The sequence below is a fragment of the Pseudomonas siliginis genome, assembly GCF_019145195.1.
Classification (GTDB): domain Bacteria; phylum Pseudomonadota; class Gammaproteobacteria; order Pseudomonadales; family Pseudomonadaceae; genus Aquipseudomonas; species Aquipseudomonas siliginis.
Map to the genome: position 1 here is coordinate 354,205 of NZ_JAHSTW010000002.1, position 23,973 is coordinate 378,177.

General features: G+C 61.2%; 25 protein-coding genes and 1 other RNA gene. 12 read left to right on the top strand and 14 right to left on the bottom strand.

Annotated features, from left to right (window positions below; translation table 11 throughout):
* Positions 1 to 193: 193 nt before the first annotated feature.
* Genes KVG87_RS05440 through KVG87_RS05460 form a run of 5 tightly spaced genes read right to left on the bottom strand, consistent with a single transcriptional unit; the run spans position 194 to position 5,005 of the window.
* The gene (locus KVG87_RS05440) at positions 194 to 1,411 is read right to left on the bottom strand and encodes a 2-octaprenyl-3-methyl-6-methoxy-1,4-benzoquinol hydroxylase (protein WP_217849943.1); all 1,218 of its coding nucleotides are present in this window, start codon (positions 1,409 to 1,411) and stop codon (positions 194 to 196) included.
* Between the two features lie 9 nt (positions 1,412 to 1,420).
* Positions 1,421 to 1,906 (bottom strand): DUF4442 domain-containing protein, encoded by a 486-nt coding sequence (locus tag KVG87_RS05445; protein ID WP_041476891.1) that lies wholly within the window; start codon positions 1,904 to 1,906, stop codon positions 1,421 to 1,423.
* Positions 1,899 to 3,086 (bottom strand): 2-octaprenyl-6-methoxyphenyl hydroxylase, encoded by a 1,188-nt coding sequence (gene ubiH / locus KVG87_RS05450; RefSeq protein ID WP_212617402.1) that lies wholly within the window; start codon positions 3,084 to 3,086, stop codon positions 1,899 to 1,901. Before ubiH ends, KVG87_RS05445 begins: the two co-directional genes overlap by 8 nt.
* Positions 3,083 to 4,417: a Xaa-Pro aminopeptidase gene (gene pepP / locus KVG87_RS05455; RefSeq protein ID WP_217849669.1), complete on the bottom strand. Its 1,335-nt coding sequence runs from the start codon at positions 4,415 to 4,417 to the stop codon at positions 3,083 to 3,085. The genes ubiH and pepP overlap by 4 nt, the downstream gene beginning before the upstream one ends.
* Before the next feature lie 27 nt (positions 4,418 to 4,444).
* Positions 4,445 to 5,005, bottom strand: a complete 561-nt coding sequence (locus KVG87_RS05460; protein ID WP_041476897.1) for a YecA/YgfB family protein — start codon at positions 5,003 to 5,005, stop codon at positions 4,445 to 4,447.
* Positions 5,006 to 5,130: 125 nt separating this feature from the next.
* Here KVG87_RS05460 and KVG87_RS05465 point away from each other — a divergent pair, with 125 nt between their 5' ends.
* The 4 genes from KVG87_RS05465 (at position 5,131) to KVG87_RS05480 (ending at position 6,550) form a co-directional block, all read left to right on the top strand.
* Entirely contained in the window at positions 5,131 to 5,340 is a 210-nt protein-coding gene (locus tag KVG87_RS05465; RefSeq protein ID WP_007911197.1) for a TIGR02449 family protein, read from the top strand.
* Positions 5,337 to 5,654 carry a cell division protein ZapA gene (locus KVG87_RS05470; protein ID WP_056791703.1) on the top strand — a complete coding sequence of 106 codons (318 nt, stop codon included), beginning with the start codon at positions 5,337 to 5,339 and terminating at the stop codon, positions 5,652 to 5,654. Before KVG87_RS05465 ends, KVG87_RS05470 begins: the two co-directional genes overlap by 4 nt.
* Before the next feature lie 30 nt (positions 5,655 to 5,684).
* A non-coding RNA gene (gene ssrS, locus KVG87_RS05475) (6S RNA) lies at positions 5,685 to 5,863 on the top strand.
* An 81-nt stretch (positions 5,864 to 5,944) separates the two neighbouring features.
* Positions 5,945 to 6,550, top strand: coding sequence for a 5-formyltetrahydrofolate cyclo-ligase (locus KVG87_RS05480; protein WP_024014742.1), 606 nt, complete (start codon positions 5,945 to 5,947; stop codon positions 6,548 to 6,550).
* 35 nt (positions 6,551 to 6,585) lie between these two features.
* Here KVG87_RS05480 and KVG87_RS05485 read toward each other — a convergent pair whose 3' ends face one another.
* Positions 6,586 to 6,741: a hypothetical protein gene (locus tag KVG87_RS05485; protein ID WP_024014743.1), complete on the bottom strand. Its 156-nt coding sequence runs from the start codon at positions 6,739 to 6,741 to the stop codon at positions 6,586 to 6,588.
* Between the two features lie 197 nt (positions 6,742 to 6,938).
* Between KVG87_RS05485 and KVG87_RS05490 the strand changes: the two genes are divergently transcribed.
* Complete coding sequence (locus KVG87_RS05490) at positions 6,939 to 7,391, top strand: EVE domain-containing protein (RefSeq protein WP_217849672.1); 453 nt, start codon at positions 6,939 to 6,941, stop codon at positions 7,389 to 7,391.
* A gap of 141 nt (positions 7,392 to 7,532) precedes the next feature.
* Here KVG87_RS05490 and KVG87_RS05495 read toward each other — a convergent pair whose 3' ends face one another.
* The gene (locus KVG87_RS05495; RefSeq protein WP_056791694.1) at positions 7,533 to 7,940 is read right to left on the bottom strand and encodes a flagellar basal body-associated protein FliL; all 408 of its coding nucleotides are present in this window, start codon (positions 7,938 to 7,940) and stop codon (positions 7,533 to 7,535) included.
* A gap of 150 nt (positions 7,941 to 8,090) precedes the next feature.
* On the opposite strand from KVG87_RS05495, the gene KVG87_RS05500 reads away from it, so the two are divergent.
* Positions 8,091 to 9,068 (top strand): NADPH:quinone oxidoreductase family protein, encoded by a 978-nt coding sequence (locus KVG87_RS05500; RefSeq protein WP_056791691.1) that lies wholly within the window; start codon positions 8,091 to 8,093, stop codon positions 9,066 to 9,068.
* 257 nt (positions 9,069 to 9,325) lie between these two features.
* Positions 9,326 to 10,675 carry a glycerol-3-phosphate transporter gene (glpT, locus tag KVG87_RS05505; RefSeq protein WP_024014747.1) on the top strand — a complete coding sequence of 450 codons (1,350 nt, stop codon included), beginning with the start codon at positions 9,326 to 9,328 and terminating at the stop codon, positions 10,673 to 10,675.
* On the opposite strand, the gene KVG87_RS05510 is transcribed toward glpT, so the two are convergent.
* From KVG87_RS05510 to KVG87_RS05535, 6 genes are all read right to left on the bottom strand, one after another.
* Positions 10,651 to 11,319, bottom strand: a complete 669-nt coding sequence (locus KVG87_RS05510) for a gamma-glutamylcyclotransferase (protein ID WP_024014748.1) — start codon at positions 11,317 to 11,319, stop codon at positions 10,651 to 10,653. The genes glpT and KVG87_RS05510 overlap by 25 nt on opposite strands.
* Positions 11,320 to 11,503: 184 nt before the next feature.
* Complete coding sequence (locus KVG87_RS05515; protein ID WP_056791686.1) at positions 11,504 to 12,472, bottom strand: CDP-6-deoxy-delta-3,4-glucoseen reductase; 969 nt, start codon at positions 12,470 to 12,472, stop codon at positions 11,504 to 11,506.
* Positions 12,472 to 13,938, bottom strand: a complete 1,467-nt coding sequence (gene ubiD / locus KVG87_RS05520; RefSeq protein WP_217849674.1) for a 4-hydroxy-3-polyprenylbenzoate decarboxylase — start codon at positions 13,936 to 13,938, stop codon at positions 12,472 to 12,474. The genes KVG87_RS05515 and ubiD overlap by 1 nt, the downstream gene beginning before the upstream one ends.
* 238 nt (positions 13,939 to 14,176) lie before the next feature.
* Entirely contained in the window at positions 14,177 to 15,436 is a 1,260-nt protein-coding gene (gene rho / locus KVG87_RS05525) for a transcription termination factor Rho (RefSeq protein ID WP_003229334.1), read from the bottom strand.
* A gap of 248 nt (positions 15,437 to 15,684) precedes the next feature.
* Entirely contained in the window at positions 15,685 to 16,014 is a 330-nt protein-coding gene (gene trxA, locus KVG87_RS05530) for a thioredoxin TrxA (RefSeq protein ID WP_003206727.1), read from the bottom strand.
* A gap of 120 nt (positions 16,015 to 16,134) precedes the next feature.
* Positions 16,135 to 16,842: a FadR/GntR family transcriptional regulator gene (locus KVG87_RS05535; RefSeq protein WP_056791723.1), complete on the bottom strand. Its 708-nt coding sequence runs from the start codon at positions 16,840 to 16,842 to the stop codon at positions 16,135 to 16,137.
* 256 nt (positions 16,843 to 17,098) lie between these two features.
* On the opposite strand from KVG87_RS05535, the gene KVG87_RS05540 reads away from it, so the two are divergent.
* The 5 genes from KVG87_RS05540 to ppx all read left to right on the top strand — a co-directional run bounded on the left by KVG87_RS05540 (position 17,099) and on the right by ppx (position 21,570).
* Positions 17,099 to 17,884, top strand: a complete 786-nt coding sequence (locus KVG87_RS05540; RefSeq protein WP_217849676.1) for a transporter substrate-binding domain-containing protein — start codon at positions 17,099 to 17,101, stop codon at positions 17,882 to 17,884.
* A gap of 21 nt (positions 17,885 to 17,905) precedes the next feature.
* Positions 17,906 to 18,574 carry an amino acid ABC transporter permease gene (locus KVG87_RS05545; RefSeq protein WP_024014752.1) on the top strand — a complete coding sequence of 223 codons (669 nt, stop codon included), beginning with the start codon at positions 17,906 to 17,908 and terminating at the stop codon, positions 18,572 to 18,574.
* On the top strand, positions 18,571 to 19,221 hold the full coding sequence (locus tag KVG87_RS05550; protein WP_016772621.1) for an amino acid ABC transporter permease: 651 nt from the start codon (positions 18,571 to 18,573) through the stop codon (positions 19,219 to 19,221). Before KVG87_RS05545 ends, KVG87_RS05550 begins: the two co-directional genes overlap by 4 nt.
* Positions 19,208 to 19,945 carry an amino acid ABC transporter ATP-binding protein gene (locus KVG87_RS05555; protein ID WP_217849677.1) on the top strand — a complete coding sequence of 246 codons (738 nt, stop codon included), beginning with the start codon at positions 19,208 to 19,210 and terminating at the stop codon, positions 19,943 to 19,945. The genes KVG87_RS05550 and KVG87_RS05555 overlap by 14 nt, the downstream gene beginning before the upstream one ends.
* 122 nt (positions 19,946 to 20,067) lie before the next feature.
* Positions 20,068 to 21,570 carry an exopolyphosphatase gene (gene ppx / locus KVG87_RS05560; protein ID WP_217849680.1) on the top strand — a complete coding sequence of 501 codons (1,503 nt, stop codon included), beginning with the start codon at positions 20,068 to 20,070 and terminating at the stop codon, positions 21,568 to 21,570.
* A gap of 171 nt (positions 21,571 to 21,741) precedes the next feature.
* Here the strand turns inward: ppx and ppk1 are convergent, their stop codons facing one another.
* A complete protein-coding gene (gene ppk1, locus KVG87_RS05565) occupies positions 21,742 to 23,967 on the bottom strand; it encodes a polyphosphate kinase 1 (RefSeq protein WP_016772619.1) in 2,226 nt (741 codons plus the stop codon).
* Positions 23,968 to 23,973 lie beyond the last annotated feature (6 nt).

A 23,973-nucleotide genomic window follows, 5' to 3' on the forward strand; every position in this document is an offset into this window, starting at 1 on the left:
GGGCCAAATGATAAGGACTCACATTTACCACCACAATCGAACACTGGGGGAAGGCGTTACCAGATGTTGCACGGCTCAAAACTGCGGTAAGTGGGCGGACGCTTTCGCGAGCAGGCTCGCTCCCACATTGGAATGCATCTCAACTGTGGGAGCGAGCCTGCTCGCGAAGGGGCCATCAGCCTCAATGAGGCGGTCAGGGCTTTGCCAGAGCTGGAAGATCCCCGGTCAACCCCAGCGCCTCGCGCACAAACAACGCCTTCGCCTCGGGCATCTGCTCGACCAGTTTCAATCCGGCATTGCGCAACCAGCGCAGCGGCAGCGCGTCGGCCTGGAACAACCGCTCGAAGCCTTCCATCGCCGCCATCAGCGCCAGATTGTGCGGCATGCGCCGACGCTCGTAGCGGCTCAGCACCTTCACGTCCGCCAGTCGCTCACCGCGCTGATGCGCTTGCAGGAGCACTTCCGCCAGCACGGCGGCATCGAGGAATCCAAGGTTCACACCCTGCCCCGCCAAGGGGTGAATGGTGTGCGCCGCATCACCGATCAAGGCCAGGCCCTCAGCGACGTAGCGCTTGGCATGGCGCTGACGCAGCGGCACGCACAGACGCGGATCGGCGCTGATCACTTCACCGAGGCGCCCTTCGAACGCTCGCTCCAGCTCAGCGCAAAACGCAGTCTCCTCGAGCGCCATCAAGCGCTCGGCTTCAGCCGGTGTGGTCGACCAGACGATCGAGCACCAGTCCTGCTGACCATCACGCTCCAGCGGCAAAAACGCCAATGGCCCGTGATCGGTAAAGCGCTGCCAGGCGGTTTTGCGGTGCGGCTGGCTGCAGCGCACGCTGGTGACGATGGCGTGATGCAGATAATCCCACTCGCGAGTCGCCACGCCGGTCAGACGGCGCACAGCAGAATTGGCGCCATCGGCCGCGATCACCAGCGGCGCGCGCAAGGTGCGGCCGTCGGCCAGCGTCAGCAGCCAGTCATCGCCGGAGCGACGCATCTGCTCCAGCCGCGCATTGGCCAACATGCCGAGGTCGCAATCATGCAAACGCTCGAGCAGCGCATCCTGGACCACGCGGTTTTCGACGATGTGGCCGAGCACATCGGCATGCACGCTGCTCGCCGAGAAATGAATCTGCCCGGTGCCGCTGCCGTCCCACACGTGCATGTCGGTGTACGGGCTGCTGCGCCGCTGGGCGATGCCGTCCCAGACGCCAAGGCGCTCGAGAATGCGCTGGCTCGCCGCCGACAATGCACTGACGCGCGGTTCGAACGCCGCTTCGGCAGCGAAGGGTTTGAGACTCAGCGGGCTACCGTCGAGCAACAGCACTTCCAGCCCACTGTCCTGTAACGCCAGCGCCAGGGCGCTGCCGACCATTCCGGCTCCGACAATGAGCACATCTGCGCGCATTTCCATGCTTTAGGCCTGTCTCGCTTGCGGCTTGAGCCGCACGTAAAGGGTTTTACCGACCCGCGCCACAAGGTTGCCAGCGCCGTCATGAATATCGACCTGCAACTGCGGCAGGTATTTCTCGCCGTTGGCGGTCTGCCGGCGGATCTCGTCGAGCAGGGTCTGGTCGATGTTGAACCGGGCGAACACCGGGCCTTTGCCCGGCGCAATGAAATCGATGTCGGCGGCCTTGTCCCAGACGATGTACTTCGGACCGAGGTTTTCCATGAGCATCAACATGAAGAACGGGTCGACCATCGAATACAGACTGCCGCCAAACTGGGTGCCGACATAGTTGCGGTTGTACCAGCCCAACCCCATGGACACCTGGACGTCGCGAAAGTCATCGCTGATGTGCCGCACCCGCACACCCGCGCCGAGATATGGCGGGTAGCAGGTCATTACCCAGCGCATCAATCGTGCCTTGCCGAATGTGTTGCTCAGCCACTCAAGCATCCGGACGGGTTCCCAGGCCCATCGCCTGCCGGGCGAACCAGCGTTTGGCTGGCGGCAGCAGGTCGAGGCCGAGCAGGCCGAGATTGCGCCCCAGCGACACCAGCGGCTGGCTGCTGCCGAACAGGCGCGTGACCTGATCGGAGAAGCCCACGGTCAGGTCCTGATCGAGGCGCTGCCGCTCGCGATAAGCCTGCAATGTGGCGAAGTCGCCCAGCGGCTTGTCGCTGGCCAGCAGCGCGGCAGCCAAGGCGTCGGCGTCACGCAGCGACAGGTTGAAGCCCTGGCCGGCGATCGGGTGCAGGCTGTGTGCGGCGTTGCCGAGCACGGCCAGATGCGAGCGCACCTGTTCTTCAGCTTCGATCAGTGACAGCGGATAAAGATGCCGTGCGCCGACCTGTTTCAAAGTGCCGAGGCGGTAACCGAACACGCCTTGCAGCTCGCTGAGAAAATCACGCTCGCTCAATTCAGTCAGACGCTGCGCATCCATGCCCAGCCGCGTCCACACCAGTGCGCAGCGATTGTCCGGCAACGGCAGCAGGGCCATCGGCCCCTCATCGGTAAAGCGCTCGAAGGCCATGCCGTTGTGCGCTTCGCTCGGGGTGATGTTGGCGATCAGCGCGCTCTGGTTGTAAGGGCGCGTGCGCACGTTGATGCCCAACTGTTCGCGCAACCCGGAGCGGCCGCCATCGGCGAGCACCGCGAGGTCGCATTCAAGGGTGGTTTCATCGTTGAGGGTCAGACGATAGCCATCGGCCAACGGCTCCATGCGCGTGACTTCCGCCGGGCAGCGCCACGTGATCACGTCTTTGTCGAGGTGTTGCCACAGGCACTGGCCGAGCCAGGCGTTCTCCACCACGTAACCGAGCGCTGGCACACCCTCTTCCATCGCCGACAAACGCGCGGTGGAGAAACGGCCACGGTCGGAGACGTGAATCTGTTTGATCGGCTCGGCGCGGCGGGAGATTTCCTGCCACACGCCCAGGCGCTGATAAATCTGCCGCGAGCCGAAGGACAGCGCCGAGGAGCGAGCGTCGTAGCTCGGTTGCCAGCTGTCGCCGGGGGCGAACGGTTCGATCAGGACGATTTTCCAGCCCTGCGCCTTGGCCCCGGCCTGCAACGCCAACGCCAGACTGGCGCCGACCAGACCGCCACCGATGATTGCCAGATTGACTCGACTCATGCTGCGTGTGTCCTTGCTTGTGCCATCAGCGCCTCGATCTCGGCGACGGTTTTCGGCACGCCGCTGGTGAGGATTTCACAACCGGATCGGGTCACGACCACGTCATCCTCGATACGCACGCCAATACCGCGCCATTTCTTCGCCACGTTCTGATTGTCCGCCGCGATGTAGATGCCGGGCTCCACGGTCAGCGCCATGCCGACCTCCAGCACACGCCATTCGCCGCCGACCTTGTACTCGCCAACGTCATGCACATCCATGCCCAGCCAGTGGCCGGCGCGGTGCATATAGAAAGCCTTGTAGGCTTCGCTGGCGATCAACTCGTCAACCTCGCCCTGCAACAAGCCAAGCTTGACCAGACCTGCGGTGATCACCCGCACCGTGGCTTCGTGCGCCTGGTTCCAGTGCTTGTTGGGGGCAATCTCGGCGAATGCCGCTTCCTGCGAAGCCAGCACCAACTCGTAGATCGCCTTCTGCTCTGGCGAGAACCTGCCATTGACCGGCCAGGTGCGGGTGATGTCGCTGGCGTAGCAATCAATCTCGCAACCGGCGTCGATCAACACCAGATCGCCGTCCTTGAGCAACGCGTCATTCTGCTGGTAATGCAGGATGCAGCTGTTGCGCCCGGCGGCGACGATCGAACCGTAGGCCGGCATCTTCGCCCCGCCCTTGCGGAATTCGTAATCCAGTTCGGCTTCGAGGCTGTATTCATGCAGCCCCGGACGACTGGCCTGCATCGCGCGGATATGCGCTTGCGCGGAGATCCGCGCGGCTTCGCGCATCACCTTCACTTCTGCCGCCGATTTATACAGGCGCATGTCGTGCAGCAGATGATCCAGGGCAACGAATTCATTCGGCGGTTGCGCGCCGAGGTGCGCCTTGGAGCGGATCACGTTGATCCAGTCCATCAGGTGCCGATCGAATTCGGGATTGCTGCCCATCGCCGAATACACCCGGTCGCGGCCTTCGATCAGGCCCGGGAGAATGTCGTCGATGTCAGTAATCGGAAAGGCGTCGTCGGCGCCGTACTCGCGGATCGCGCCTTCCTGCCCTGCGCGCAGGCCATCCCACAATTCGCGTTCGGCGTTGCGTTCACGGCAGAACAAGATGTACTCACCGTGCTCGCGGCCGGGCATCAGGACAATGACGGCTTGTGGCTCGGGAAAACCGCTGAGGTACTGAAAGTCGCTGTCCTGACGGTAGACGTGCTCGACGTCGCGGTTGCGGATGGCCACCGCGGCGGCGGGCAGGATCGCGATGCTGTTGGGTTCCATCTGCGCCATCAGGGCCTTGCGGCGACGGCTGTATTCCGCTTTGGGGATATGGGTCATGGGCAGATGGCTTTCCCTGGCACGCGATTAATGCAGCGAAGGTTTGGCCGCTGGCGGCACATCGGACTTCTTGGTTTCCGAGAACAGCAGCAACGGCGCGACGCGCAGGTATTCCATGACTTCCATGTAGTCGGATTCGCCGTCTTCGGATTCTTCCAGCGCGTCCTGCACCTGGGAAATGGCGGCCAGATCCTGCAGCACTTCGGTGGCTTCGGTGCTGAGCATGCTGCTGTCGCGGCAGTTCAGGCCGAAACCGCTGAGGAAGCCCTGGCACCACTCGCCCAGCGCAGCAGCGCGGTCGGCCAGCGGTGCATCGTCGGTCGGCAGCAGCAGCACGACAGTGACGTCGTCGCCGGTCAGCTCGCCTTTGACCATCTCCTGCAGGCCGATCAGGGCGTTGCGGACGTTGTCCTGGATGTCGCCTTCGAGCAGTTCGGCGGCGTCGATCAGCCAGCCTTCGTGATCGAAGCCGGCCCCGGCGCAACTGCGCCCGAGCAGCACGCCGTGCAGTTCGGCAGGCGAGACGTTGTGGCCGCTGGCAGTCAGCAGGGTGGCAAAGGCTTGGTACGGGGAATTCGCAATGGTCATGGGCAGCTAGGCGCCAGACGGCGCTATGTCTAGAATGAAGGCCTTGTATCCTACATCGACAGCCCCGCCAAGACCATTAAAGGCTGTCCGCCAGTCACCACCCATCAGACGAACACGTGGACCCAATGGAAGACACCGACCTGCAAGCGCTGATGGCCAGACTCGAACTGCTGATTGGCCGAGTCGAGCAACTTAAGAGTCAAAACGCACTCTTACTAGCTCAGGAAAAAACCTGGCGCGAGGAACGCGCTCACCTCATTGAAAAAAACGAAATCGCCCGGCGTAAGGTCGAATCGATGATTTCGCGCCTCAAGGCCCTGGAGCAAGACTCATGAGTTCAAGCAATAGCGTTACCGTGCAGATCCTCGACAAAGAGTATTCGATCATCTGCCCGCCGGAAGAACGCAGCAATCTGGTCAGTGCCGCCCGCTACCTGGACGGCAAGATGCGCGAGATCCGCAGCAGCGGCAAAGTCATCGGTGCCGACCGCATTGCCGTGATGGCCGCGCTGAACATCACCCACGACCTGTTGCACAAAGAAGAGCGCCCGGACATCCAGGCCAGCGGTTCGACCCGCGAACAGGTGCGCGACTTGCTCGATCGTGTCGATCTGGTCCTGGCCGACGATCAGAACACCGTCAAGGGCTGATTCGCCTGACAGCTTGAGGTATACTCGCGGCACTCCCTGGGGTGCTTGCCAGTTGACGATGTCCCGGAGCCGATTCGCACTACCCTGGAAGTTGCACGTTGGGCTGGTGTGCATGTCCGCTAGACGGAAAGCCTTAAAGTCTACTGCTTCTTCCACCTTGAACTTTCGGGTTCAAGGGCTGAGTTGACAGCGGTTCATCCGGGGAGCCTGATTCGAAATCCGATGTCGGTGTATGCCGACATCGGATTTTTTATGCGTACGTTTTTGCATCCACCTGCCGAAGCCGAACCATGACCGAACCCGCGCTGCTGCCCCGCCCGCAACTCCGCCGTCTGCTGCGCAAGGCACGCCGCGCACTGACGCCAGGCGAACAACGCCAGGCTGCCAAAGGCCTGTTCCGGCAATTGGCCCAGGACCCGCACTTTCGCCGGGCAAAACATATCTCTCTGTATTTGCCCACCGACGGTGAAATCGATCCGCGCCTGCTCCTGCGCGAAGCCCAGCGTCGCGGCAAGGCGACTTATCTGCCGGTACTCAGCGCGTGGCCACGAACGAAAATGGTCTTCCAGCGCATCCGCCCCGGCGAAAAGCTCACGCCCAATCGTTTCCGCATCCTCGAGCCCCGGGCCAATCTGGCTCGGCAACGCAAGGTCTGGGCGCTGGATCTGGTGCTGTTGCCGCTGGTGGGGTTTGACGATGTCGGCGGGCGCCTGGGCATGGGCGGCGGATTTTATGATCGCAGCCTCGCCTATCTGGCCCGCCGCAAGAACTGGCGCAAGCCGACGCTGCTGGGCCTGGCCCATGAGTGTCAGAAGGTCGAACGTCTGGCGCAGGCGAGCTGGGATGTGCCGTTACAAGGCACGGTTACCGACAAGGCGTGGTATTTCGCAGAGTAGACGCCGCATGGAACAGCGGCGTCGAAGAGACAGGTTCAGCGTTTGAAAGCGGTCGACTGTTGCACCTGTTGCGCCACTTCAATCGGCGCGTCGGTCTTGTTCGCCCACAGGCTCTGCGCGTAACCGGTGGTTACCACGCCCAGGCCAAACAAAATTACCAAAGTCCATAGCAAATCCGGTTTGCGTTTCATCGATTGCCCCCCTCAAGGCACATCATCACGATGACAGCAGCGGTTTCCGTTCGTAGGCCGTGCAGCAGCGTCAAGCTTTAAAGGCCGGCATTTTGCGGCAACGTGAACCTGTGCGCAAACGCTGACGTCAACCGACTGTCGGTTTGTCATAAAATTGCCCGACAACCTGCCCAATGACCGCTTCAGGAGCACACGACATGGCCTACTGGCTGATGAAATCAGAGCCCGACGAACTCTCGATCAAGGGCCTGCAAAAGCTCGGCAAGGCGCGCTGGGACGGGGTTCGCAACTATCAGGCGCGCAATTTCCTGCGGGCGATGGCGGTCGGTGACGAGTTCTTTTTCTACCATTCCAGCTGCCCCGAGCCGGGGATTGCCGGGATTGGCAAAATTATCGAAGCAGCGTATCCCGATCCGACGGCGCTGGAGCCGCAGAGCCATTACTTCGATCCGAAGGCCACAGCGCAGAAGAATGCCTGGAGCGCCATCGACGTGGCGCACGTCGAAACCTTTGCGCGAGTCTTGAAGCTCGACTACCTGAAACAGCAGACCGCGCTGGCAGAAATGCCACTGGTGCAGAAAGGCTCGCGGTTGTCGGTGATGCCGGTTACACCAGAACAGTGGGCGGCGGTTATCGGGCTCAAACCCTGATTCATTTTTGCCTGATAAATAGCTTTCGCGAGCAGGCTCGCTCCCACAGTGGATTGGTGGTGATGCACATTTTTGCATTCACCGAATAACCCTGTGGGAGCGAGCCTGCTCGCGAAGGGGCCTGCCCGGACAGCGAATGACTTACTGAATGATCAGGTTGTTGAACAACAGATCCTCAACAACAGGCTTGCCGGTCTCGTCATTCATGACCTGCTGGGTCTGCTTCAACGCTTCCTGACGCAGCTTTTCCTTGCCCTCGATGCTGCCCATCGCCTCGGTCGACTGCTGAGTGAACAGCGCCACCAGCTGATTGCGGATCAGCGGCTCGTTGGCCTTGACCAGTTTGGTCGCCTCCTCACCAGTCACACGCAATGCCACATCGGCTTTGTAGACCTTGAGTTTGGCGGTGCCGTCCAGGCCATAGTTGCCGACGAACGGCGGGCTCAGGGTGATGTAATTGACCTTCGGCGCCTCGCCTTCTTTGGCTTCTTCGGCCAGTGCTGCCACAGGCAGAGACAGGGCCAGCAACAACATGATCCACGCTTTCACAATTCGCTCCTTATCCGGTTTGCGGCCTAGCATAACGACCCGCCGCGCAAGCACAAGCTTATGGCTGACTATCAGGGCCGGGCATGCTCGTTGACCCGTTGATTCACACACCTACACTTATCGGCCATCACTCCCAAAGGAATAGCCCTGATGAAAGCCGTGCTGTGCAAAGCCTTCGGCCCTGCCGAATCGCTGGTGCTGGAAGACGTCGCCAGCCCTGTCGCGAAGAAGAATGAAATCCTGCTGGACGTGCACGCTGCCGGAGTCAATTTCCCGGACACGCTGATCATCGAGGGCAAATACCAGTTCAAACCGCCCTTCCCGTTTTCGCCAGGCGGTGAAGCGGCGGGCGTGGTGCGCGAAGTCGGGGAAAAGGTCAGCCATCTGAAAGTCGGCGACCGGGTCATGGCGCTGACTGGCTGGGGCAGTTTTGCCGAGCAGGTGGCGGTGCCGGGCTACAACGTCCTGCCGATTCCGCCGTCGATGGATTTCAACATCGCCGCTGCATTCAGCATGACCTACGGCACCTCGATGCACGCGCTCAAGCAACGCGCCAACCTGCAACCGGGCGAAACCCTGCTGGTGCTCGGCGCGTCGGGCGGCGTCGGCCTCGCCGCTGTGGAGATCGGCAAAGCCATGGGCGCCCGCGTGATCGCCGCCGCCAGCAGCGCCGAAAAACTCGCGGTGGCCAAGGCTGCCGGCGCCGATGAGCTGATCAATTACAGCGAAGCCAGCCTCAAGGAGGAGATCAAACGCCTCACCGACGGCCAGGGCGCCGACGTGATCTACGACCCGGTCGGCGGCGACCTGTTCGACCAGGCCATCCGCGCCATCGCCTGGAACGGCCGCCTGCTGGTGGTCGGCTTCGCCAGCGGACGCATCCCGGAACTGCCGGTCAACCTCGCCCTGCTCAAGGGCGCGGCGGTACTCGGCGTGTTCTGGGGTTCTTTTGCCCAACGCCAGCCACAGGACAATGCAGCCAACTTCCAGCAGCTGTTCGCCTGGTTTGCCGAGGGCAAGCTCAAACCGCTGGTGTCGCAGGTGTATCCGCTGAGCAATGCCGCGCAGGCGATCGATGATCTTGGCCAGCGCAAGGCTGTGGGCAAGGTTGTCGTTCAGGTTCGTTAACAACATGGAGCGATCCGGAGCAACCATCCGGATCGCTTTAGCGTTGAGGTCTGCCTCTTCCATGCGTCAAACCGCAGAAACCCACCCGAGCCACCATCCCCTCAGCGCCACCTTCTTATCTCAGAGCGACATGTTCATAAAGGAACGTTCATCTGCCCAAATTTCCGCTGTTTTGCCGACGTGAAGCGATGCTATTTTCGGTAACGAAACTGTAACATTCGCATCCGCAGTCAAAACAAGAAAACTGGAGCTCTTGAATGTTTGCTTTCTTTCGTCCTGCCGCACATCAGGCTCCATTGCCTGAAGAAAAAATAGACAGCACCTACCGCCGCCTGCGCTGGCAGATCTTCGCCGGTATCTTTATCGGCTACGCCGGTTACTACCTGCTGCGCAAGAACTTCTCCCTCGCCATGCCGTACCTGATCGATGAAGGCTACAGCCGTGGCGACCTCGGCCTGGCGATGTCGGCGATCGCCATTGCGTATGGTTTGTCGAAGTTCCTCATGGGCCTGGTGTCCGACCGTTCCAACCCGCGCTTCTTCCTGCCGTTCGGTCTGCTGGTCTCGGCCGGGGTGATGTTCATTTTCGGTTTCGCGCCGTGGGCAACGTCCAGCGTGACGATGATGTTCATCCTCCTGTTCATCAACGGCTGGGCGCAGGGCATGGGCTGGCCGCCGAGCGGGCGGACCATGGTGCACTGGTGGTCGCAGAAGGAACGCGGTGGCGTGGTGTCGGTGTGGAACGTGGCGCATAACGTCGGCGGCGGTCTGATCGGCCCGCTGTTCCTGATCGGCATGGGCCTGTTCAATGACTGGCACGCGGCGTTTTACGTCCCGGCAGCAGTCGCACTGGGCGTAGCGGTATTCGCCTTCATCACCATGCGTGACACCCCGCAATCGGTCGGCCTGCCGCCGATCGAGCAGTACAAGAACGACTACCCGGAAGGCTACGACGCCAGCCACGAAGACGAATTCAGCGCCAAGGAAATCTTCGTCAAATACGTGCTGCGCAACAAAATGCTCTGGTACATCGCTCTGGCCAACGTCTTCGTCTACTTGCTGCGCTACGGCGTGCTGGACTGGGCGCCGACGTACCTGAAGGAAGCCAAGGGCTTCACCGTGGATAAGACCTCGTGGGCCTATTTCTTCTACGAGTGGGCAGGCATCCCGGGCACGCTGCTGTGCGGCTGGATGTCAGACAAGATCTTCCGTGGCAACCGTGGTTTGACCGGCATGGTGTTCATGGCCCTGGTGACTGTAGCGACCCTGGTTTACTGGCTGAATCCGGCCGGCAATCCGATGGTCGACATGATCGCCCTGCTGTCGATCGGCTTCCTGATCTACGGCCCGGTGATGCTGATCGGCCTGCAAGCGCTGGAACTGGCGCCGAAGAAAGCCGCCGGTACTGCAGCGGGCTTCACCGGTCTGTTCGGTTATCTGGGGGGTTCGGTCGCGGCCAGTGCGGCGATGGGCTACACCGTTGACCACTTCGGCTGGGATGGCGGTTTCGTGCTGCTGGTCGGCGCTTGCCTGCTGGCGATGGCCTTCCTTGCGCCAACGCTGTGGCACAAGCAAGTCGCCAGTCAGAGCCGTGAAGCGGTCGCCTGATCGCTGTGTGATTTACAGCGCTTGAGCCGCGCCTCCAGATTTCGATCCGGCATGGCGTGGCTGCGCAGGGCGTGCGCGGTCTGCTCGACATAATCGCGAGTGGTGCCGTAACGCCCGCTGGCGCTGGCGAACACCTGGCTGAGCACATGATCCGGCAAGTTGCCGGCATAGCTCGGCAGGTGGCGCTCCAGAACGAATCCCAAAGCCTGCACCTGAGTGCCATCTTCGAGCCGGCAATTGAGCCAGTGCGGGCGATACGAGGGAAACGGCATCTCGCGTTTCCACAGCGCGTACAGCGCGGTATCGAGATTGTCTTCCGGCAAGCGGTAGGCAAAACCGCTGCATGAACCGCCGCGATCCAGACCGAACACCAGACCGGGCATTTCCGGGGTACCCCGATGCTCGTGGGACCACAGGTACAAGCCGCGATGATAGCCATGCACGCGACCGCGCATGCGCTCAACCGCCGTGCATTCCGGCCGCCAGATCAGCGAACCATAGGCGAACAGCCACACTGGCCCGCCCTTGTGGCGTGCCATGGTCGATTGCATGGAAGCGAGAAGTTGTTCGTGCGTCAGCTGCGGCCCAAGATCGAGCCGCGGAGGGTAAGCCAGGTTCAGAATTGCGTTTTCAATGGCGCTCATGGCGAATAGCGTTCAGCTCCCCGCGGGTGAAGAATTACTTAATAGAACGCACCGTTGTAACAATAAGGCACATATGTTTTAAGGCAAATTAAGTGCCACTGATTAATTGCCTGATTCATATATAACCTAGCGATATTTACTGTTTAAGGTAAATACCGATCGGCTATATACCAAGTTATAAGTCTCAGGAGCGCGGCGCGTAGGCGAACACATCAGCGCGCATCTGATGCGCATCCATCCCCGCCTCGACCAGCGCGTCCAGCGTGCCGTAAACCATCGCCGGCGAACCGCTGGCATAGACATGCAGCGGCTTCAGATCGGGGAAATCCTCGCAAACCGCTTCGTGCAACATCCCGCAGCGCCCTTCCCAGCCGCACTGGTCGCTGACCACTTTGTGCAGGAACAGATTGGGCAGCTTCAGCCATTCGTCCCAGTGCTCGATCTGATAAAAGTCTTCTGGACGGCGTACGCCCCAATACAGATGCACTGGATGCTTGAAGCCTTCGGCGCGGCAATGTTCGATCAGGCTGTGAATCTGGCCCATGCCGGTGCCGGCGGCGATCAACACCAGCGGACCGTCGGGTAGTTCCGCAAGATGTGTGTCACCGAACGGCAGCTCGACACGCACCAGCGGGTTGCGTTGCAGCTGCTCGATCAGGCTCAACGCACTGGTTTCGCGCGCCAGCACATGGATTTCCAGATCACGTCCGCCGTGGGGCGCCGAAGCCATGGAGAACGCCGATTTCTCGCCGTTCTCACGCTCGATCATCAAATATTGCCCGGCGTGATAGCGCGGCGGCTTGCCCGCCGGTGCACGCAGACGCACGCGCCAGGTGTCGCCGCCGACCTCGCGGCACTCGATGACCTGACACGATAGGCTGCGCACCGGCAATTCACCGAGTGCGAGCACGCCATCCCACAACAGCACGCAGTCTTCCAGCGGTGCGGCGATGCAGGTGTAGAACTCGCCATGGTCGTGGACTTTGCCGGCCTGCTCGACGCGGCCCTCCACCAGCAGCGCTGCACACACGTGGCAATTGCCGTTGCGGCAGCTTTGCGGGCAGTCATAGCCCAGGCGCCGCGCACCGTCGAGAATCCGCTCACCGGGCTGTATCTCGAGCACTGCTCCGGAAGGCTGCAGGGTTACACGCATCAATCTATTCCTAACTGATTCCAGATGGCATCGATCCGTTGGGTGACGGCGTCGTCCTTGACGATCACGCGGCCCCACTCGCGAGTGGTTTCGCCCGGCCACTTGTGGGTGGCATCCAGGCCCATTTTCGAGCCCAGGCCGGAGATCGGCGAGGCGAAGTCGAGGTAGTCGATCGGCGTGTTATCGATCATCACCGTATCGCGCTTGGGATCCATGCGCGTGGTGATAGCCCAGATCACGTCGTTCCAGTCGCGGGCGTTGATATCGTCGTCAGTGACGATAACGAACTTGGTGTACATGAACTGTCGCAAAAACGACCAGACACCGAGCATCACGCGCTTGGCATGCCCCGGATACGACTTCTTCATCGTCACCACGGCCATGCGGTACGAGCAGCCTTCCGGCGGCAGGTAGAAGTCGGTGATTTCCGGGAACTGCTTCTGCAGGATCGGCACGAACACTTCGTTCAGCGCCACGCCGAGAATCGCCGGCTCATCCGGCGGACGGCCGGTGTAGGTGCTGTGATAGATCGGCTTGATCCGGTGGGTGATGCGCTCGACGGTGAACACCGGGAAGCTGTCGACTTCGTTGTAGTAACCGGTGTGGTCGCCATAAGGGCCTTCGTCGGCCATTTCGCCCGGATGAATCACGCCTTCAAGGATGATTTCGGCGGTGGCCGGTACTTGCAGATCGTTGCCACGGCACTTGACCAGTTCGGTACGGTTGCCGCGCAAGAGCCCTGCGAAAGCATATTCGGAGAGGCTGTCCGGCACCGGCGTCACGGCACCGAGAATCGTCGCCGGATCGGCGCCAAGGGCCACGGACACCGGGAACGGCTGGCCCGGGTGCTTCTCGCACCACTCGCGGAAGTCGAGAGCGCCGCCACGATGGCTGAGCCAGCGCATGATCACCTTGTTGCGGCCGATCACTTGCTGGCGGTAGATACCGAGGTTCTGGCGTTCCTTGTTCGGGCCTTTGGTGACCGTCAGGCCCCAAGTGATCAGCGGGCCGACGTCGCCTGGCCAGCAGGTCTGCACCGGCAACATCGCCAGATCGACATCGTCGCCTTCGATGACCACATCCTGGCATACCGCGTCTTTGACGACTTTCGGCGCCATCGAAATGATCTTGCGGAAGATCGGCAGTTTCGACCACGCGTCCTTCAAGCCCTTCGGCGGCTCCGGCTCCTTGAGGAAGGCCAGCAGCTTGCCGATTTCGCGCAGCTCGCTGACCGACTCGGCGCCCATGCCCATGGCCACGCGCTCGGGGGTGCCGAACAGGTTGCCGAGCACCGGAATGTCGTAACCGGTAGGCTTCTCGAACAGCAGTGCCGGGCCTTTGGCCCGCAACGTGCGGTCGCACACCTCAGTCATCTCCAGCACCGGCGAGACGGGAATCTGGATGCGTTTCAACTCTCCGCGCTGCTCAAGCTGCTGCACGAAATCCCTGAGATCCTTGAATTTCATTGACGATGGCACCCTCAAAATAGGCGTACATCCTACCTGCTCTGAGGAGCAAACAGCAGCCCGTCATTGCTCGATTGTGGCCCCCGCGCTGCGGCGAAGGCGCAGGCCTCGAACTCGGGAGTGCGCTGCCGACGCCGCAATATCGGCCCATCAACAGATATCCGTGACGGGCGCGAGATTTTTCGGGGCAAAAAAAACGCCCCCTCTCGGGAGCGTCCTTTGTTGAAACGCCAGCGTATTACTTGCGTTTCATCGACAAGAAGAACTCGTCGTTGGTCTTGGTCGTTTTCAGCTTGTCGACCAGGAACTCGATGGCGGCGACTTCGTCCATCGGGTGCAGCAGCTTGCGCAGAATCCACATGCGCTGCAGTTCGTCGTCGGCGGTCAGCAACTCTTCGCGGCGGGTGCCGGAGCGGTTGATGTTGATGGCCGGGAACACACGCTTCTCGGCGATCTTGCGATCCAGAGGCAGCTCCATGTTGCCGGTACCCTTGAACTCTTCGTAGATCACTTCGTCCATCTTCGAGCCGGTTTCAACCAGCGCGGTGGCGATAATGGTCAGCGAGCCGCCTTCTTCGATGTTACGCGCGGCACCGAAGAAACGCTTCGGCTTCTCGAGGGCGTGGGCATCGACACCACCGGTCAATACCTTGCCGGAGCTCGGGATCACGGTGTTGTAGGCACGGGCCAGACGGGTGATGGAGTCGAGCAGGATCACCACGTCTTTCTTGTGTTCGACCAGACGCTTGGCCTTCTCGATCACCATTTCAGCAACCTGCACGTGACGGGTCGGCGGCTCGTCGAAGGTCGAGGCAACCACTTCGCCGCGCACGGTGCGCTGCATTTCGGTCACTTCTTCCGGACGCTCGTCGATCAACAGCACGATCAGGTGAACTTCAGGATTGTTACGGGCGATGTTCGCTGCGATGTTCTGCAGCATGATCGTTTTACCGGCTTTCGGCGGTGCGACGATCAGACCACGCTGGCCTTTGCCGATCGGTGCACACAGGTCGATCACGCGACCGGTGAGGTCTTCGGTGGAACCGTTGCCGGCTTCCATCTTCATGCGCACCGTCGGGAACAGCGGCGTCAGGTTCTCGAAGAGAATCTTGTTTTTCGCGTTCTCCGGACGATCGAAGTTGATCGTGTCGACCTTGAGCAGGGCGAAGTACCGCTCGCCTTCCTTCGGAGGGCGGATCTTGCCAACGATGGTGTCACCGGTGCGCAAGTTGAAGCGGCGGATCTGGCTCGGCGAGACGTAGATGTCGTCAGGGCCGGCGAGGTAGGAAGCGTCTGCGGAGCGCAGGAAGCCGAAGCCGTCCTGGAGAATCTCCAGCACGCCATCACCGGAGATTTCCTCGCCGCTTTTCGCGTGCTTTTTCAGCAGGGAGAAAATCACGTCCTGCTTGCGCGAACGGGCCATATTTTCTATGCCCATCTGTTCGGCCAATTCGAGCAGTTCGGTAATCGGCTTTTGCTTGAGTTCAGTCAGATTCATATAGGAATGACGTAATCATTTATGGAGGGGGGGAAATTAAGCTTTTGGCTTAATGAGGCCGCGCCGCGGAGAAGGCGACAGGATCGCGAACTAATTCGAAAAGGAGTGCGTCGGCGACGGCTAGCAGGGGGCATTGGAGAAACCAGTGCGGGGCCGAATGTACCACCTGAGTTTCGGAGCGTCTAGCCCTGAATACGCAAAAAGCCCCGCGATTTGCGGGGCTTTTTTTCAGCGTTTTACTGCGACGCTCAGATGTTGGCGTCGAGGAAAGCCGCCAGCTGCGACTTCGACAGTGCGCCGACCTTGGTCGCTTCAACGTTGCCGTTCTTGAACAGCATCAGCGTCGGGATACCACGCACGCCATGCTTGGCCGGGGTTTCCTGGTTTTCGTCGATGTTCAGTTTGGCGACGGTCAGCTTGCCTTTGTAAGTCTCGGCAATCTCGTCCAGAACCGGTGCGATCATTTTGCAAGGGCCGCACCATTCAGCCCAGTAGTCGACCAGGACAGCGCCTTCGGCCTTGAGTACGTCGGCTTCGAAGCTAGCGTCGCTAACGTGTTTGATCAGATCGCTGCTCATGGAATTCTCCAGGTTGTAAGCAAAAAAACGTGGCCCATCATAGCCGCCCTTCCCTTGTTCAGGAAGCCGCAGATGATTGAGTGTTGCTATGGCCCTTGATGAGTTTGGGTATAGCTCAACTCACGCCGTGGCGGGAGCGATGAAGGCGATTCCGGTGCGCAGGGCGGCGTTGCGCACGTGTTCCTGCATGGCTTTCTGCGCCGCCGCCGAGGCGCGGCGCGCCAGTGCGCGGAGGATCTTGCGGTGTTCCTGCCAGGTTTCCATGGCGCGCTCGGCGCGGATGAACGGCAGTTTCTGGCTCTCGAGAAAGATCTCGGCGCTGGCGGTGAGGATGCTCAGCATCGCCTGATTGCCGCTGGCGAGAAGGATGCGCCGGTGAAATTCGAAGTCGAGTTTCGCCGCTGCCTCAAAGTCGCCGAGCTTCAATTGCTCGCGCATGGCCGCAACGTTGTCTTCCAGCGCATCCAGATCGAACGTGCTCAACGTCACTGCCGCCAAACCTGCTGCAAACCCTTCGAGCGCATAGCGCAATTGAAAGATATCCAGCGGCGATGCCTGCGCCGCAAACGACCAGCCTGGCGCGTTGTCGCCGCGCGACAATTCGACCGGCGACTGCACGAACACGCCCTTGCCCGGCTGAATGCTGACCACGCCCAGTGCACTGAGCGACGACAGCGCTTCACGCAACGATGCCCGACTGACGCCCAGTTGCAGCGCCAGATCCCGTTGCGAAGGCAACGCGTCGCCGGCACCGAAGCCCTGTTCGGTGATCAGTTTGCGGATCGCTTGCAGCGCCACTTCGGGTACGGCGCGGGAGATCGAATTCATGATGTGCGGACGCGTCAGGGCCAAGGTGCGGCTAGTTGTAAAGCTATTCGTCGAGTCCGGCAAGTCGTGCCCCAGCGGGGTTCGGCACTTGCAGCCGATGCGCCATCGCAGTGCGAAAACCGAGTTGACTGTTCAGACCAGTAAGACCGAACGAAGCTGCTGCTACTGCGGCCTGCCGGGGCGAAATCCGCCTGTTGGCACGGCCCATGCTCTGTCCGATCGCAGCAACCACTTCCCGCCGATCCGGAGATTGTCCATGACCCAGCGTTACAGCGCCCTCCTCGCTTCCCTGTTTGCCGGCCTGCTGCTGTGCCAGGCCCCCGCTCACGCCGACGGTCTGGACGACGTGGTCAAACGCGGCACGCTGAAAGTCGCCGTGCCCCAGGACTTCCCGCCGTTCGGCTCGGTCGGCCCGGACATGAAGCCGCGCGGCCTGGATATCGACACGGCGAAGCTGCTCGCTGACCAACTCAAGGTCAAACTCGAACTGACCCCGGTCAACAGCACCAACCGCATCCCGTTCCTCACCACCGGCAAAGTCGATCTGGTGATCTCCAGCCTCGGCAAAAACGCCGAGCGTGAGAAAGTCATCGACTTCTCCCGCGCCTATGCGCCGTTCTACCTCGCCGTGTTCGGTCCGCCAGACGCCGCGATCACCAGCCTCGACGACCTCAAGGGCAAGACCATCAGCGTCACCCGGGGCGCCATCGAAGACATCGAGCTGAGCAAAGTCGCCCCCGAAGGCGTGATCATCAAACGTTTCGAAGACAACAACTCGACCATCGCCGCTTACCTGGCAGGCCAGGTCGATCTGATCGCCAGCGGCAACGTGGTGATGGTGGCCATCAGCGAGAAAAACCCCAAGCGCGTACCGGCACTGAAAGTGAAGCTCAAGGATTCCCCGGTCTATGTGGGCGTGAACAAGAACGAAGCGGCGTTGCTGGCCAAGGTCAACGACATCCTCAACACCGCCAAGGCTGACGGCGCACTGGAAAAGAATTCGCAGACCTGGCTGAAAGAGCCGCTGCCGGCCGATCTCTGATCGACTGCGCGGGAGACGTTCATGGCTTATCAGTTCGATTTTATGCCGGTGGTAGAAAACACCGACCTGCTGCTGCGCGGCGCGCTGTTCACGCTGGAGCTGACCGCCATCGGCGCGCTGCTCGGGGTCGGCGTGGGCATTGTCGGCGCGCTGGTGCGAGCGTGGCAGATCCGCCCGTTCTCAGCGATCTTCGGCGTCTACGTCGAGTTGATCCGCAACACGCCGTTTCTGGTGCAACTGTTCTTCATCTTCTTCGGCCTGCCGTCGCTCGGCGTGCAGATTTCCGAGTGGCAGGCGGCAGTGCTGGCGATGGTGATCAACCTTGGCGCCTATTCGACCGAGATCATCCGCGCCGGCATCCAGGCGATTCCGCGCGGGCAACTGGAAGCGGCTGCGGCACTGGCGATGACGCGCTTCGAAGCGTTCCGCCACGTCGTCCTGCTGCCCGCGCTGGGCAAGGTCTGGCCGGCGCTGAGCAGCCAGATCATCATCGTCATGCTCGGTTCGGCGGTGTGTTCGCAGATCGCCACGGAAGAATTGAGCTTCGCCGCCAACTTCATTCAGTCGCGCAACTTCCGCGCCTTTGAAACCTATGCGCTGACCACCCTGATCTATCTGTGCATGGCGCTGCTGATCCGCCAGTTGCTCAACTGGTTCGGGCGTCGGTTCATTGCGAGGAGCAGCCAATGAGCGATTTCACTTTCTGGGACATCCTGCGCAACCTGCTCACCGGCCTGCAATGGACCCTGGCGCTGTCACTGGTGGCGTTCATTGGCGGCGGCCTCGTCGGCCTGCTGATTCTGGTGATGCGCATCTCCAAGAACACGCTGCCAAGCAGCATCGCCCGCACCTGGATCGAGCTGTTTCAGGGCACGCCACTGTTGATGCAACTGTTTCTGGTGTTCTTCGGCGTGGCGCTGGCCGGCATCGAGATTTCGCCGTGGATGGCCGCGGCGATCGCTTTGACCTTGTTCACCAGCGCCTATCTGGCGGAGATCTGGCGCGGTTGCGTCGAGGCCATTCCCCACGGTCAGTGGGAAGCCTCGTCGAGCCTGGCGCTCAATCCGCTTGAGCAGTTGCGCTACGTGATCCTGCCGCAAGCGCTGCGCATCGCCGTGGCGCCGACCGTGGGCTTCTCGGTGCAAGTGGTCAAAGGCACAGCGGTGACCTCGATCATCGGCTTCACCGAACTGACCAAGACCGGCGGCATGCTCGCCAATGCCACGTTCGAACCGTTCATGGTCTACGGCCTCGTCGCCCTCGGCTACTTCCTGCTCTGCTACCCCTTGTCCCTCAGTGCGCGCTACCTGGAAAGGAGACTGCATGCCTCTGCTTAGAATTTCCGCCCTGCATAAATACTACGGCGATCACCACGTACTCAAAGGCATCGATCTCAGCGTCGAGGAAGGCCAGGTCGTGGCGATCATCGGCCGCAGCGGCTCGGGCAAATCGACCCTGTTGCGCACGCTCAACGGCCTGGAATCGATCAACGATGGCGTGATCGAAGTCGACGGCGAATACCTCGACGCCGCCCGCGCTGATCTGCGCAGCCTGCGACAGAAGGTCGGCATGGTCTTCCAGCAGTTCAACCTGTTCCCGCACCTGACCGTCGGCGAAAACGTCATGCTCGCGCCGCAAGTGGTGCAGAAAGTACCCAAGGCCAAGGCAGCCGAACTGGCGCGCGAAATGCTCGAGCGAGTCGGGCTCGGGGAGAAATTCGGTGCCTTCCCGGACCGTTTGTCCGGTGGTCAGCAGCAACGGGTGGCGATCGCCCGGGCTTTGGCGATGTCGCCGAAGGTGCTGCTGTGCGATGAAATCACCTCGGCGCTGGACCCTGAGCTGGTCAATGAAGTGCTCAGCGTGGTGCGGCAATTGGCCAAGGAAGGCATGACGCTGATCATGGTCACCCACGAGATGCGCTTTGCCCGGGAAGTCGGCGACAAACTGGTGTTCATGCACCATGGCAAGGTGCATGAGGTGGGCGATCCAAAGGTGTTGTTTGCCAATCCGCAGACGGCGGAGCTGGCGAACTTTATTGGCACGGTGGAAGCGACAGCCTGAAGCAGCCTCATCCTGATCGTTCCCACGCAGAGCGTAGGAACGATCAGGTTTGAACCATGCGCGTTGGCGCCAGCGTTTGATCGTGGCACGATGTCGGGGTTATCGACCGAGACCCCCTGACCATGCCGCAATCCCAAGCCAAGAATCTGTCCCTGATCGCCGCAATCGACCTGGGCTCCAACAGCTTTCACATGGTCGTGGCCAAGGCCCAGAACGGCGAAATCCGCATCCTCGAGCGCCTCGGCGAGAAGGTGCAACTGGCCGCCGGCATCGACGACGCGCGCCAGCTCAACGAAGAATCGATGCAGCGCGGCCTCGATTGCCTCAAGCGCTTTGCCCAACTGATCAACGGTATGCCGCTCGGCGCCGTGCGCATCGTCGGCACCAACGCCCTGCGTGAAGCGCGCAACCGTGGCGAATTCATCCGCCGCGCCGAGGAAATCCTCGGCCACACGGTTGAAGTCATCTCCGGCCGTGAAGAAGCGCGCCTGATCTATCTCGGCGTTTCGCACACACTCGCCGACACCCCAGGCAAACGTTTGGTCGCCGACATCGGCGGCGGCAGTACCGAATTCATCATCGGCCAGCGCTTCGAGCCGTTGCTGCGCGAAAGCCTGCAAATGGGCTGCGTGAGTTTCACCCAGCGCTACTTCAAGGACGGCAAGATCACCCCGGCCCGCTACGCCCAGGCCTACACGGCGGCGCGCCTGGAAATCATGAGCATCGAGCACGCCCTGCATCGCCTGACCTGGGATGAAGCCATCGGCTCCTCCGGTACGATTCGCGCCATCGGCCTGGCCCTGAAGGCCGGCGGCCACGGCAGCGGCGAGGTCAACGCAGAAGGTCTGGCATGGCTCAAGCGCAAGCTGTTCAAGCTGGGCGACGCCGACAAGATCGATTTCGAAGGCATCAAGCCTGACCGCCGCGCGATCTTCCCGGCGGGCCTGGCGATTCTCGAAGCGATCTTCGACGCCCTCGAACTGCAACGTATGGATCATTGTGAAGGCGCGCTGCGGGAAGGCGTGCTCTACGACCTGCTCGGCCGCCATCACCATGAAGACGTGCGCGAACGCACCCTGACCTCGCTGATGGAGCGCTATCACGTCGACCTGGAACAGGCAGCGCGGGTCGAACGCAAGGCCCTGCACGCCTTCGATCAGGTCGCCGTGGACTGGGAACTGGATGACGGCATCTGGCGCGAACTGCTCGGCTGGGCGGCGAAAGTGCACGAAGTCGGCCTCGACATCGCGCACTATCACTACCACAAGCATGGCGCCTACCTGATCGAACACTCCGATCTGGCCGGCTTCTCCCGCGAGGATCAGCAGATGCTCGCGCTATTGGTGCGCGGGCACCGGCGCAATATTCCCAAGGACAAGTTCGCCGAATTCGGCGATGACGGCATCAAGCTGATTCGCCTGTGCGTGCTGCTGCGCTTTGCCATTCTGTTCCACCACATTCGCGGGACACAGGTGATGCCGCAGGTGGCGCTGCATGCGAGTGGCGATCATCTCGATGTGGAATTCCCGGAGAACTGGCTGGATGAAAATCAGCTGACCCAAGCGGATTTCGGCCTCGAAGCGGATTGGCTGACGCGGGTTGGAATTGTCCTCACGGTGCACTGACACTGATTGTGGCGAGGGGATTTATCCCCGCTGGCCTGCGCAGCAGGCCCGATTCTGAGTCAAGGGGTCGCTTCGCGCCCAACGGGGATAAATCCCCTCGCCACAGGTCGGAATCAGTGTAGGTACAAAAAAGGCGATCCCGAGGGATCGCCTTTTTTATTGGGCTGACAGTCAACTGCTGACAGGCAATATCGGGCTGCCCAACCGCTCCAGCAACGTCGCCTGGGCACTGCGCGGGTTCTGGTTGCCGGTGGGTGTGTTGCGGATGTAGCGGCCGTCCGACTGCAGACTCCAGCTGTGGGTGTTGTCGGTCAGGTACAGCTCCAGCTCCTTCTTGACGCGGGTCAGCAGCTTCTTGCCTTCCACCGGGAAGCAGGTCTCGACGCGCTTGTCGAGGTTGCGCTCCATCCAGTCGGCGCTGGAAAGGAACATCTGCTCGTCGCCGCCGTTGAGGAAGTAGAAAACCCGCGTGTGCTCAAGGAAGCGGCCAATGATCGAGCGCACATGAATGTTGTGCGAAACCCCGGCGATGCCCGGACGCAGGCAGCACATGCCGCGCACCACCAGATCGATGCGCACGCCGGACTGGCTGGCCTTGTACAGCGCACGGATGATCTTCGGATCGGTCAGCGAGTTGAACTTGGCGATGATGTGCGCCGGTTTGCCTTCGAGGGCGAACTGGGTTTCGCGGGCAATCATGTCGAGCATGCCCTTCTTCAGGGTGAACGGCGCATGCAGCAACTTTTTCATGCGCAGCGTCTTGCCCATGCCGATCAACTGGCTGAACAGTTTGCCGACGTCCTCGCACAAGGCGTCGTCGGAGGTGAGCAGGCTGTAGTCGGTGTAAAGCTTGGCGTTACCGGCGTGGTAGTTGCCGGTACCGAGATGCGCATAACGGACGATCTCGCCAGCCTCACGGCGCAGGATCAGCATCATCTTGGCGTGGGTCTTGAAGCCGACCACGCCGTAGATCACCACCGCACCGGCCGCTTGCAGACGGCTGGCCAGTTGCAGGTTGGATTCTTCGTCGAAGCGCGCACGCAGCTCGATCACCGCCGTGACCTCCTTGCCGTTACGCGCGGCGTCGACCAGCGCATCGACGATCTCGGAGTTGGCGCCGGAGCGGTACAGCGTTTGCCGTACGGCCAACACATGCGGGTCTTTCGCGGCCTGACGCAGCAGGTCGACCACCGGCGTGAACGACTCGAACGGGTGCAGCAGGAGGATGTCCTGCTTGCTGACCACGCTGAAGATGTTTTCGCTGTTTTGCAGCAGTTTCGGGATCTGCGGGGTGAACGGCGTGTATTGCAGCTCCGGATGGCTGTCCAGACCGGTGATGCTGAACAGGCGCGTCAGGTTGACCGGGCCGTTGACCTGATACAGCTCGGTCTCGCTCAGGTTGAACTGCTTGAGCAGGTAGTCCGAGAGGTGTTTCGGGCAAGTGTCGGCGACTTCCAGACGCACCGCGTCACCGTAGCGCCGCGAGAACAACTCGCCACGCAGAGCGCGGGCCAAGTCTTCGACGTCTTCGGAATCGAGCGCCAGGTCGGCATTTCGGGTCAGACGGAACTGGTAGCAGCCTTTGACCTTCATGCCCTGGAACAGGTCATCGGCGTGGGCGTGGATCATCGACGACAGGAACACATAGTTGTCGCCGGCACCGCCGACTTCTTCCGGGACCTTGATGATCCGTGGCAGCAGGCGCGGCGCCGGGATGATCGCCAGACCGGAATCGCGACCGAAGGCGTCGATGCCTTCGAGCTCGACGATGAAGTTCAGGCTCTTGTTCACCAGCAGCGGGAACGGGTGCGTCGGGTCGAGGCCGATCGGGGTGATGATCGGCGCGATCTCGTCGCGGAAATAGCGGCGGACCCAGGTCTTGAGCTTGGTCGTCCAGTTGCGCCGACGGATGAAGCGCACCTGATGCTTTTCCAGCTCCGGCAGGAGGATGTCATTGAGGATCGCGTACTGGCGGTCAACGTGACCGTGAACCAGTTCGCTGATCCGCGCCAACGCCTGATGCGGCTGCAAGCCGTCAGCGCCTGCCTGCTCGCGGGCAAAAGTGATCTGCTTCTTCAGCCCGGCGACGCGGATTTCGAAGAATTCGTCGAGGTTGCTGGAGAAGATCAGCAGGAACTTCAGCCGCTCCAGCAACGGGTAGGACTCGTCCAGCGCCTGTTCCAGCACGCGGATGTTGAACTGCAATTGCGAAAGCTCGCGGTGGATGTACAGGCTGCTGTCATCCAGGCCGGGAATGGCGATCGCCGGCACCGCCACAGCGGTTTCGGCAACCGGCGCGGGTGGCGCAGGCTCCAGTTCCGGCGGGGTTTCGGTGATTTGCTCGACCACCGGCTGAGCTTCTTTTACGGCAACTTCAGTGAGTCCTTCGGTATTCATGGAATG

Bases quoted from the DNA above. Each gene is read 5' to 3' on its own strand.
- KVG87_RS05540 (WP_217849676.1), top strand. From the start codon at position 17,099: ATGACCCAGCGTTACAGCGCCCTCCTCGCTTCCCTGTTTGCCGGCCTG.
- KVG87_RS05515 (WP_056791686.1), bottom strand. From the start codon at position 12,472: ATGCGTGTAACCCTGCAGCCTTCCGGAGCAGTGCTCGAGATACAGCCC.
- pepP (WP_217849669.1), bottom strand. From the start codon at position 4,417: ATGACCCATATCCCCAAAGCGGAATACAGCCGTCGCCGCAAGGCCCTG.
- KVG87_RS05500 (WP_056791691.1), top strand. From the start codon at position 8,091: ATGAAAGCCGTGCTGTGCAAAGCCTTCGGCCCTGCCGAATCGCTGGTG.
- KVG87_RS05440 (WP_217849943.1), bottom strand. From the start codon at position 1,411: ATGCGCGCAGATGTGCTCATTGTCGGAGCCGGAATGGTCGGCAGCGCC.
- KVG87_RS05470 (WP_056791703.1), top strand. From the start codon at position 5,337: ATGAGTTCAAGCAATAGCGTTACCGTGCAGATCCTCGACAAAGAGTAT.
- KVG87_RS05485 (WP_024014743.1), bottom strand. From the start codon at position 6,741: ATGAAACGCAAACCGGATTTGCTATGGACTTTGGTAATTTTGTTTGGC.
- ppx (WP_217849680.1), top strand. From the start codon at position 20,068: ATGCCGCAATCCCAAGCCAAGAATCTGTCCCTGATCGCCGCAATCGAC.
- rho (WP_003229334.1), bottom strand. From the start codon at position 15,436: ATGAATCTGACTGAACTCAAGCAAAAGCCGATTACCGAACTGCTCGAA.
- KVG87_RS05445 (WP_041476891.1), bottom strand. From the start codon at position 1,906: ATGCTTGAGTGGCTGAGCAACACATTCGGCAAGGCACGATTGATGCGC.
- KVG87_RS05550 (WP_016772621.1), top strand. From the start codon at position 18,571: ATGAGCGATTTCACTTTCTGGGACATCCTGCGCAACCTGCTCACCGGC.
- ubiD (WP_217849674.1), bottom strand. From the start codon at position 13,938: ATGAAATTCAAGGATCTCAGGGATTTCGTGCAGCAGCTTGAGCAGCGC.
- KVG87_RS05465 (WP_007911197.1), top strand. From the start codon at position 5,131: ATGGAAGACACCGACCTGCAAGCGCTGATGGCCAGACTCGAACTGCTG.
- KVG87_RS05555 (WP_217849677.1), top strand. From the start codon at position 19,208: ATGCCTCTGCTTAGAATTTCCGCCCTGCATAAATACTACGGCGATCAC.
- ppk1 (WP_016772619.1), bottom strand. From the start codon at position 23,967: ATGAATACCGAAGGACTCACTGAAGTTGCCGTAAAAGAAGCTCAGCCG.
- KVG87_RS05460 (WP_041476897.1), bottom strand. From the start codon at position 5,005: ATGACCATTGCGAATTCCCCGTACCAAGCCTTTGCCACCCTGCTGACT.
- KVG87_RS05535 (WP_056791723.1), bottom strand. From the start codon at position 16,842: ATGAATTCGATCTCCCGCGCCGTACCCGAAGTGGCGCTGCAAGCGATC.
- glpT (WP_024014747.1), top strand. From the start codon at position 9,326: ATGTTTGCTTTCTTTCGTCCTGCCGCACATCAGGCTCCATTGCCTGAA.
- KVG87_RS05480 (WP_024014742.1), top strand. From the start codon at position 5,945: ATGACCGAACCCGCGCTGCTGCCCCGCCCGCAACTCCGCCGTCTGCTG.
- ubiH (WP_212617402.1), bottom strand. From the start codon at position 3,086: ATGAGTCGAGTCAATCTGGCAATCATCGGTGGCGGTCTGGTCGGCGCC.
- KVG87_RS05545 (WP_024014752.1), top strand. From the start codon at position 17,906: ATGGCTTATCAGTTCGATTTTATGCCGGTGGTAGAAAACACCGACCTG.
- KVG87_RS05510 (WP_024014748.1), bottom strand. From the start codon at position 11,319: ATGAGCGCCATTGAAAACGCAATTCTGAACCTGGCTTACCCTCCGCGG.
- trxA (WP_003206727.1), bottom strand. From the start codon at position 16,014: ATGAGCAGCGATCTGATCAAACACGTTAGCGACGCTAGCTTCGAAGCC.
- KVG87_RS05490 (WP_217849672.1), top strand. From the start codon at position 6,939: ATGGCCTACTGGCTGATGAAATCAGAGCCCGACGAACTCTCGATCAAG.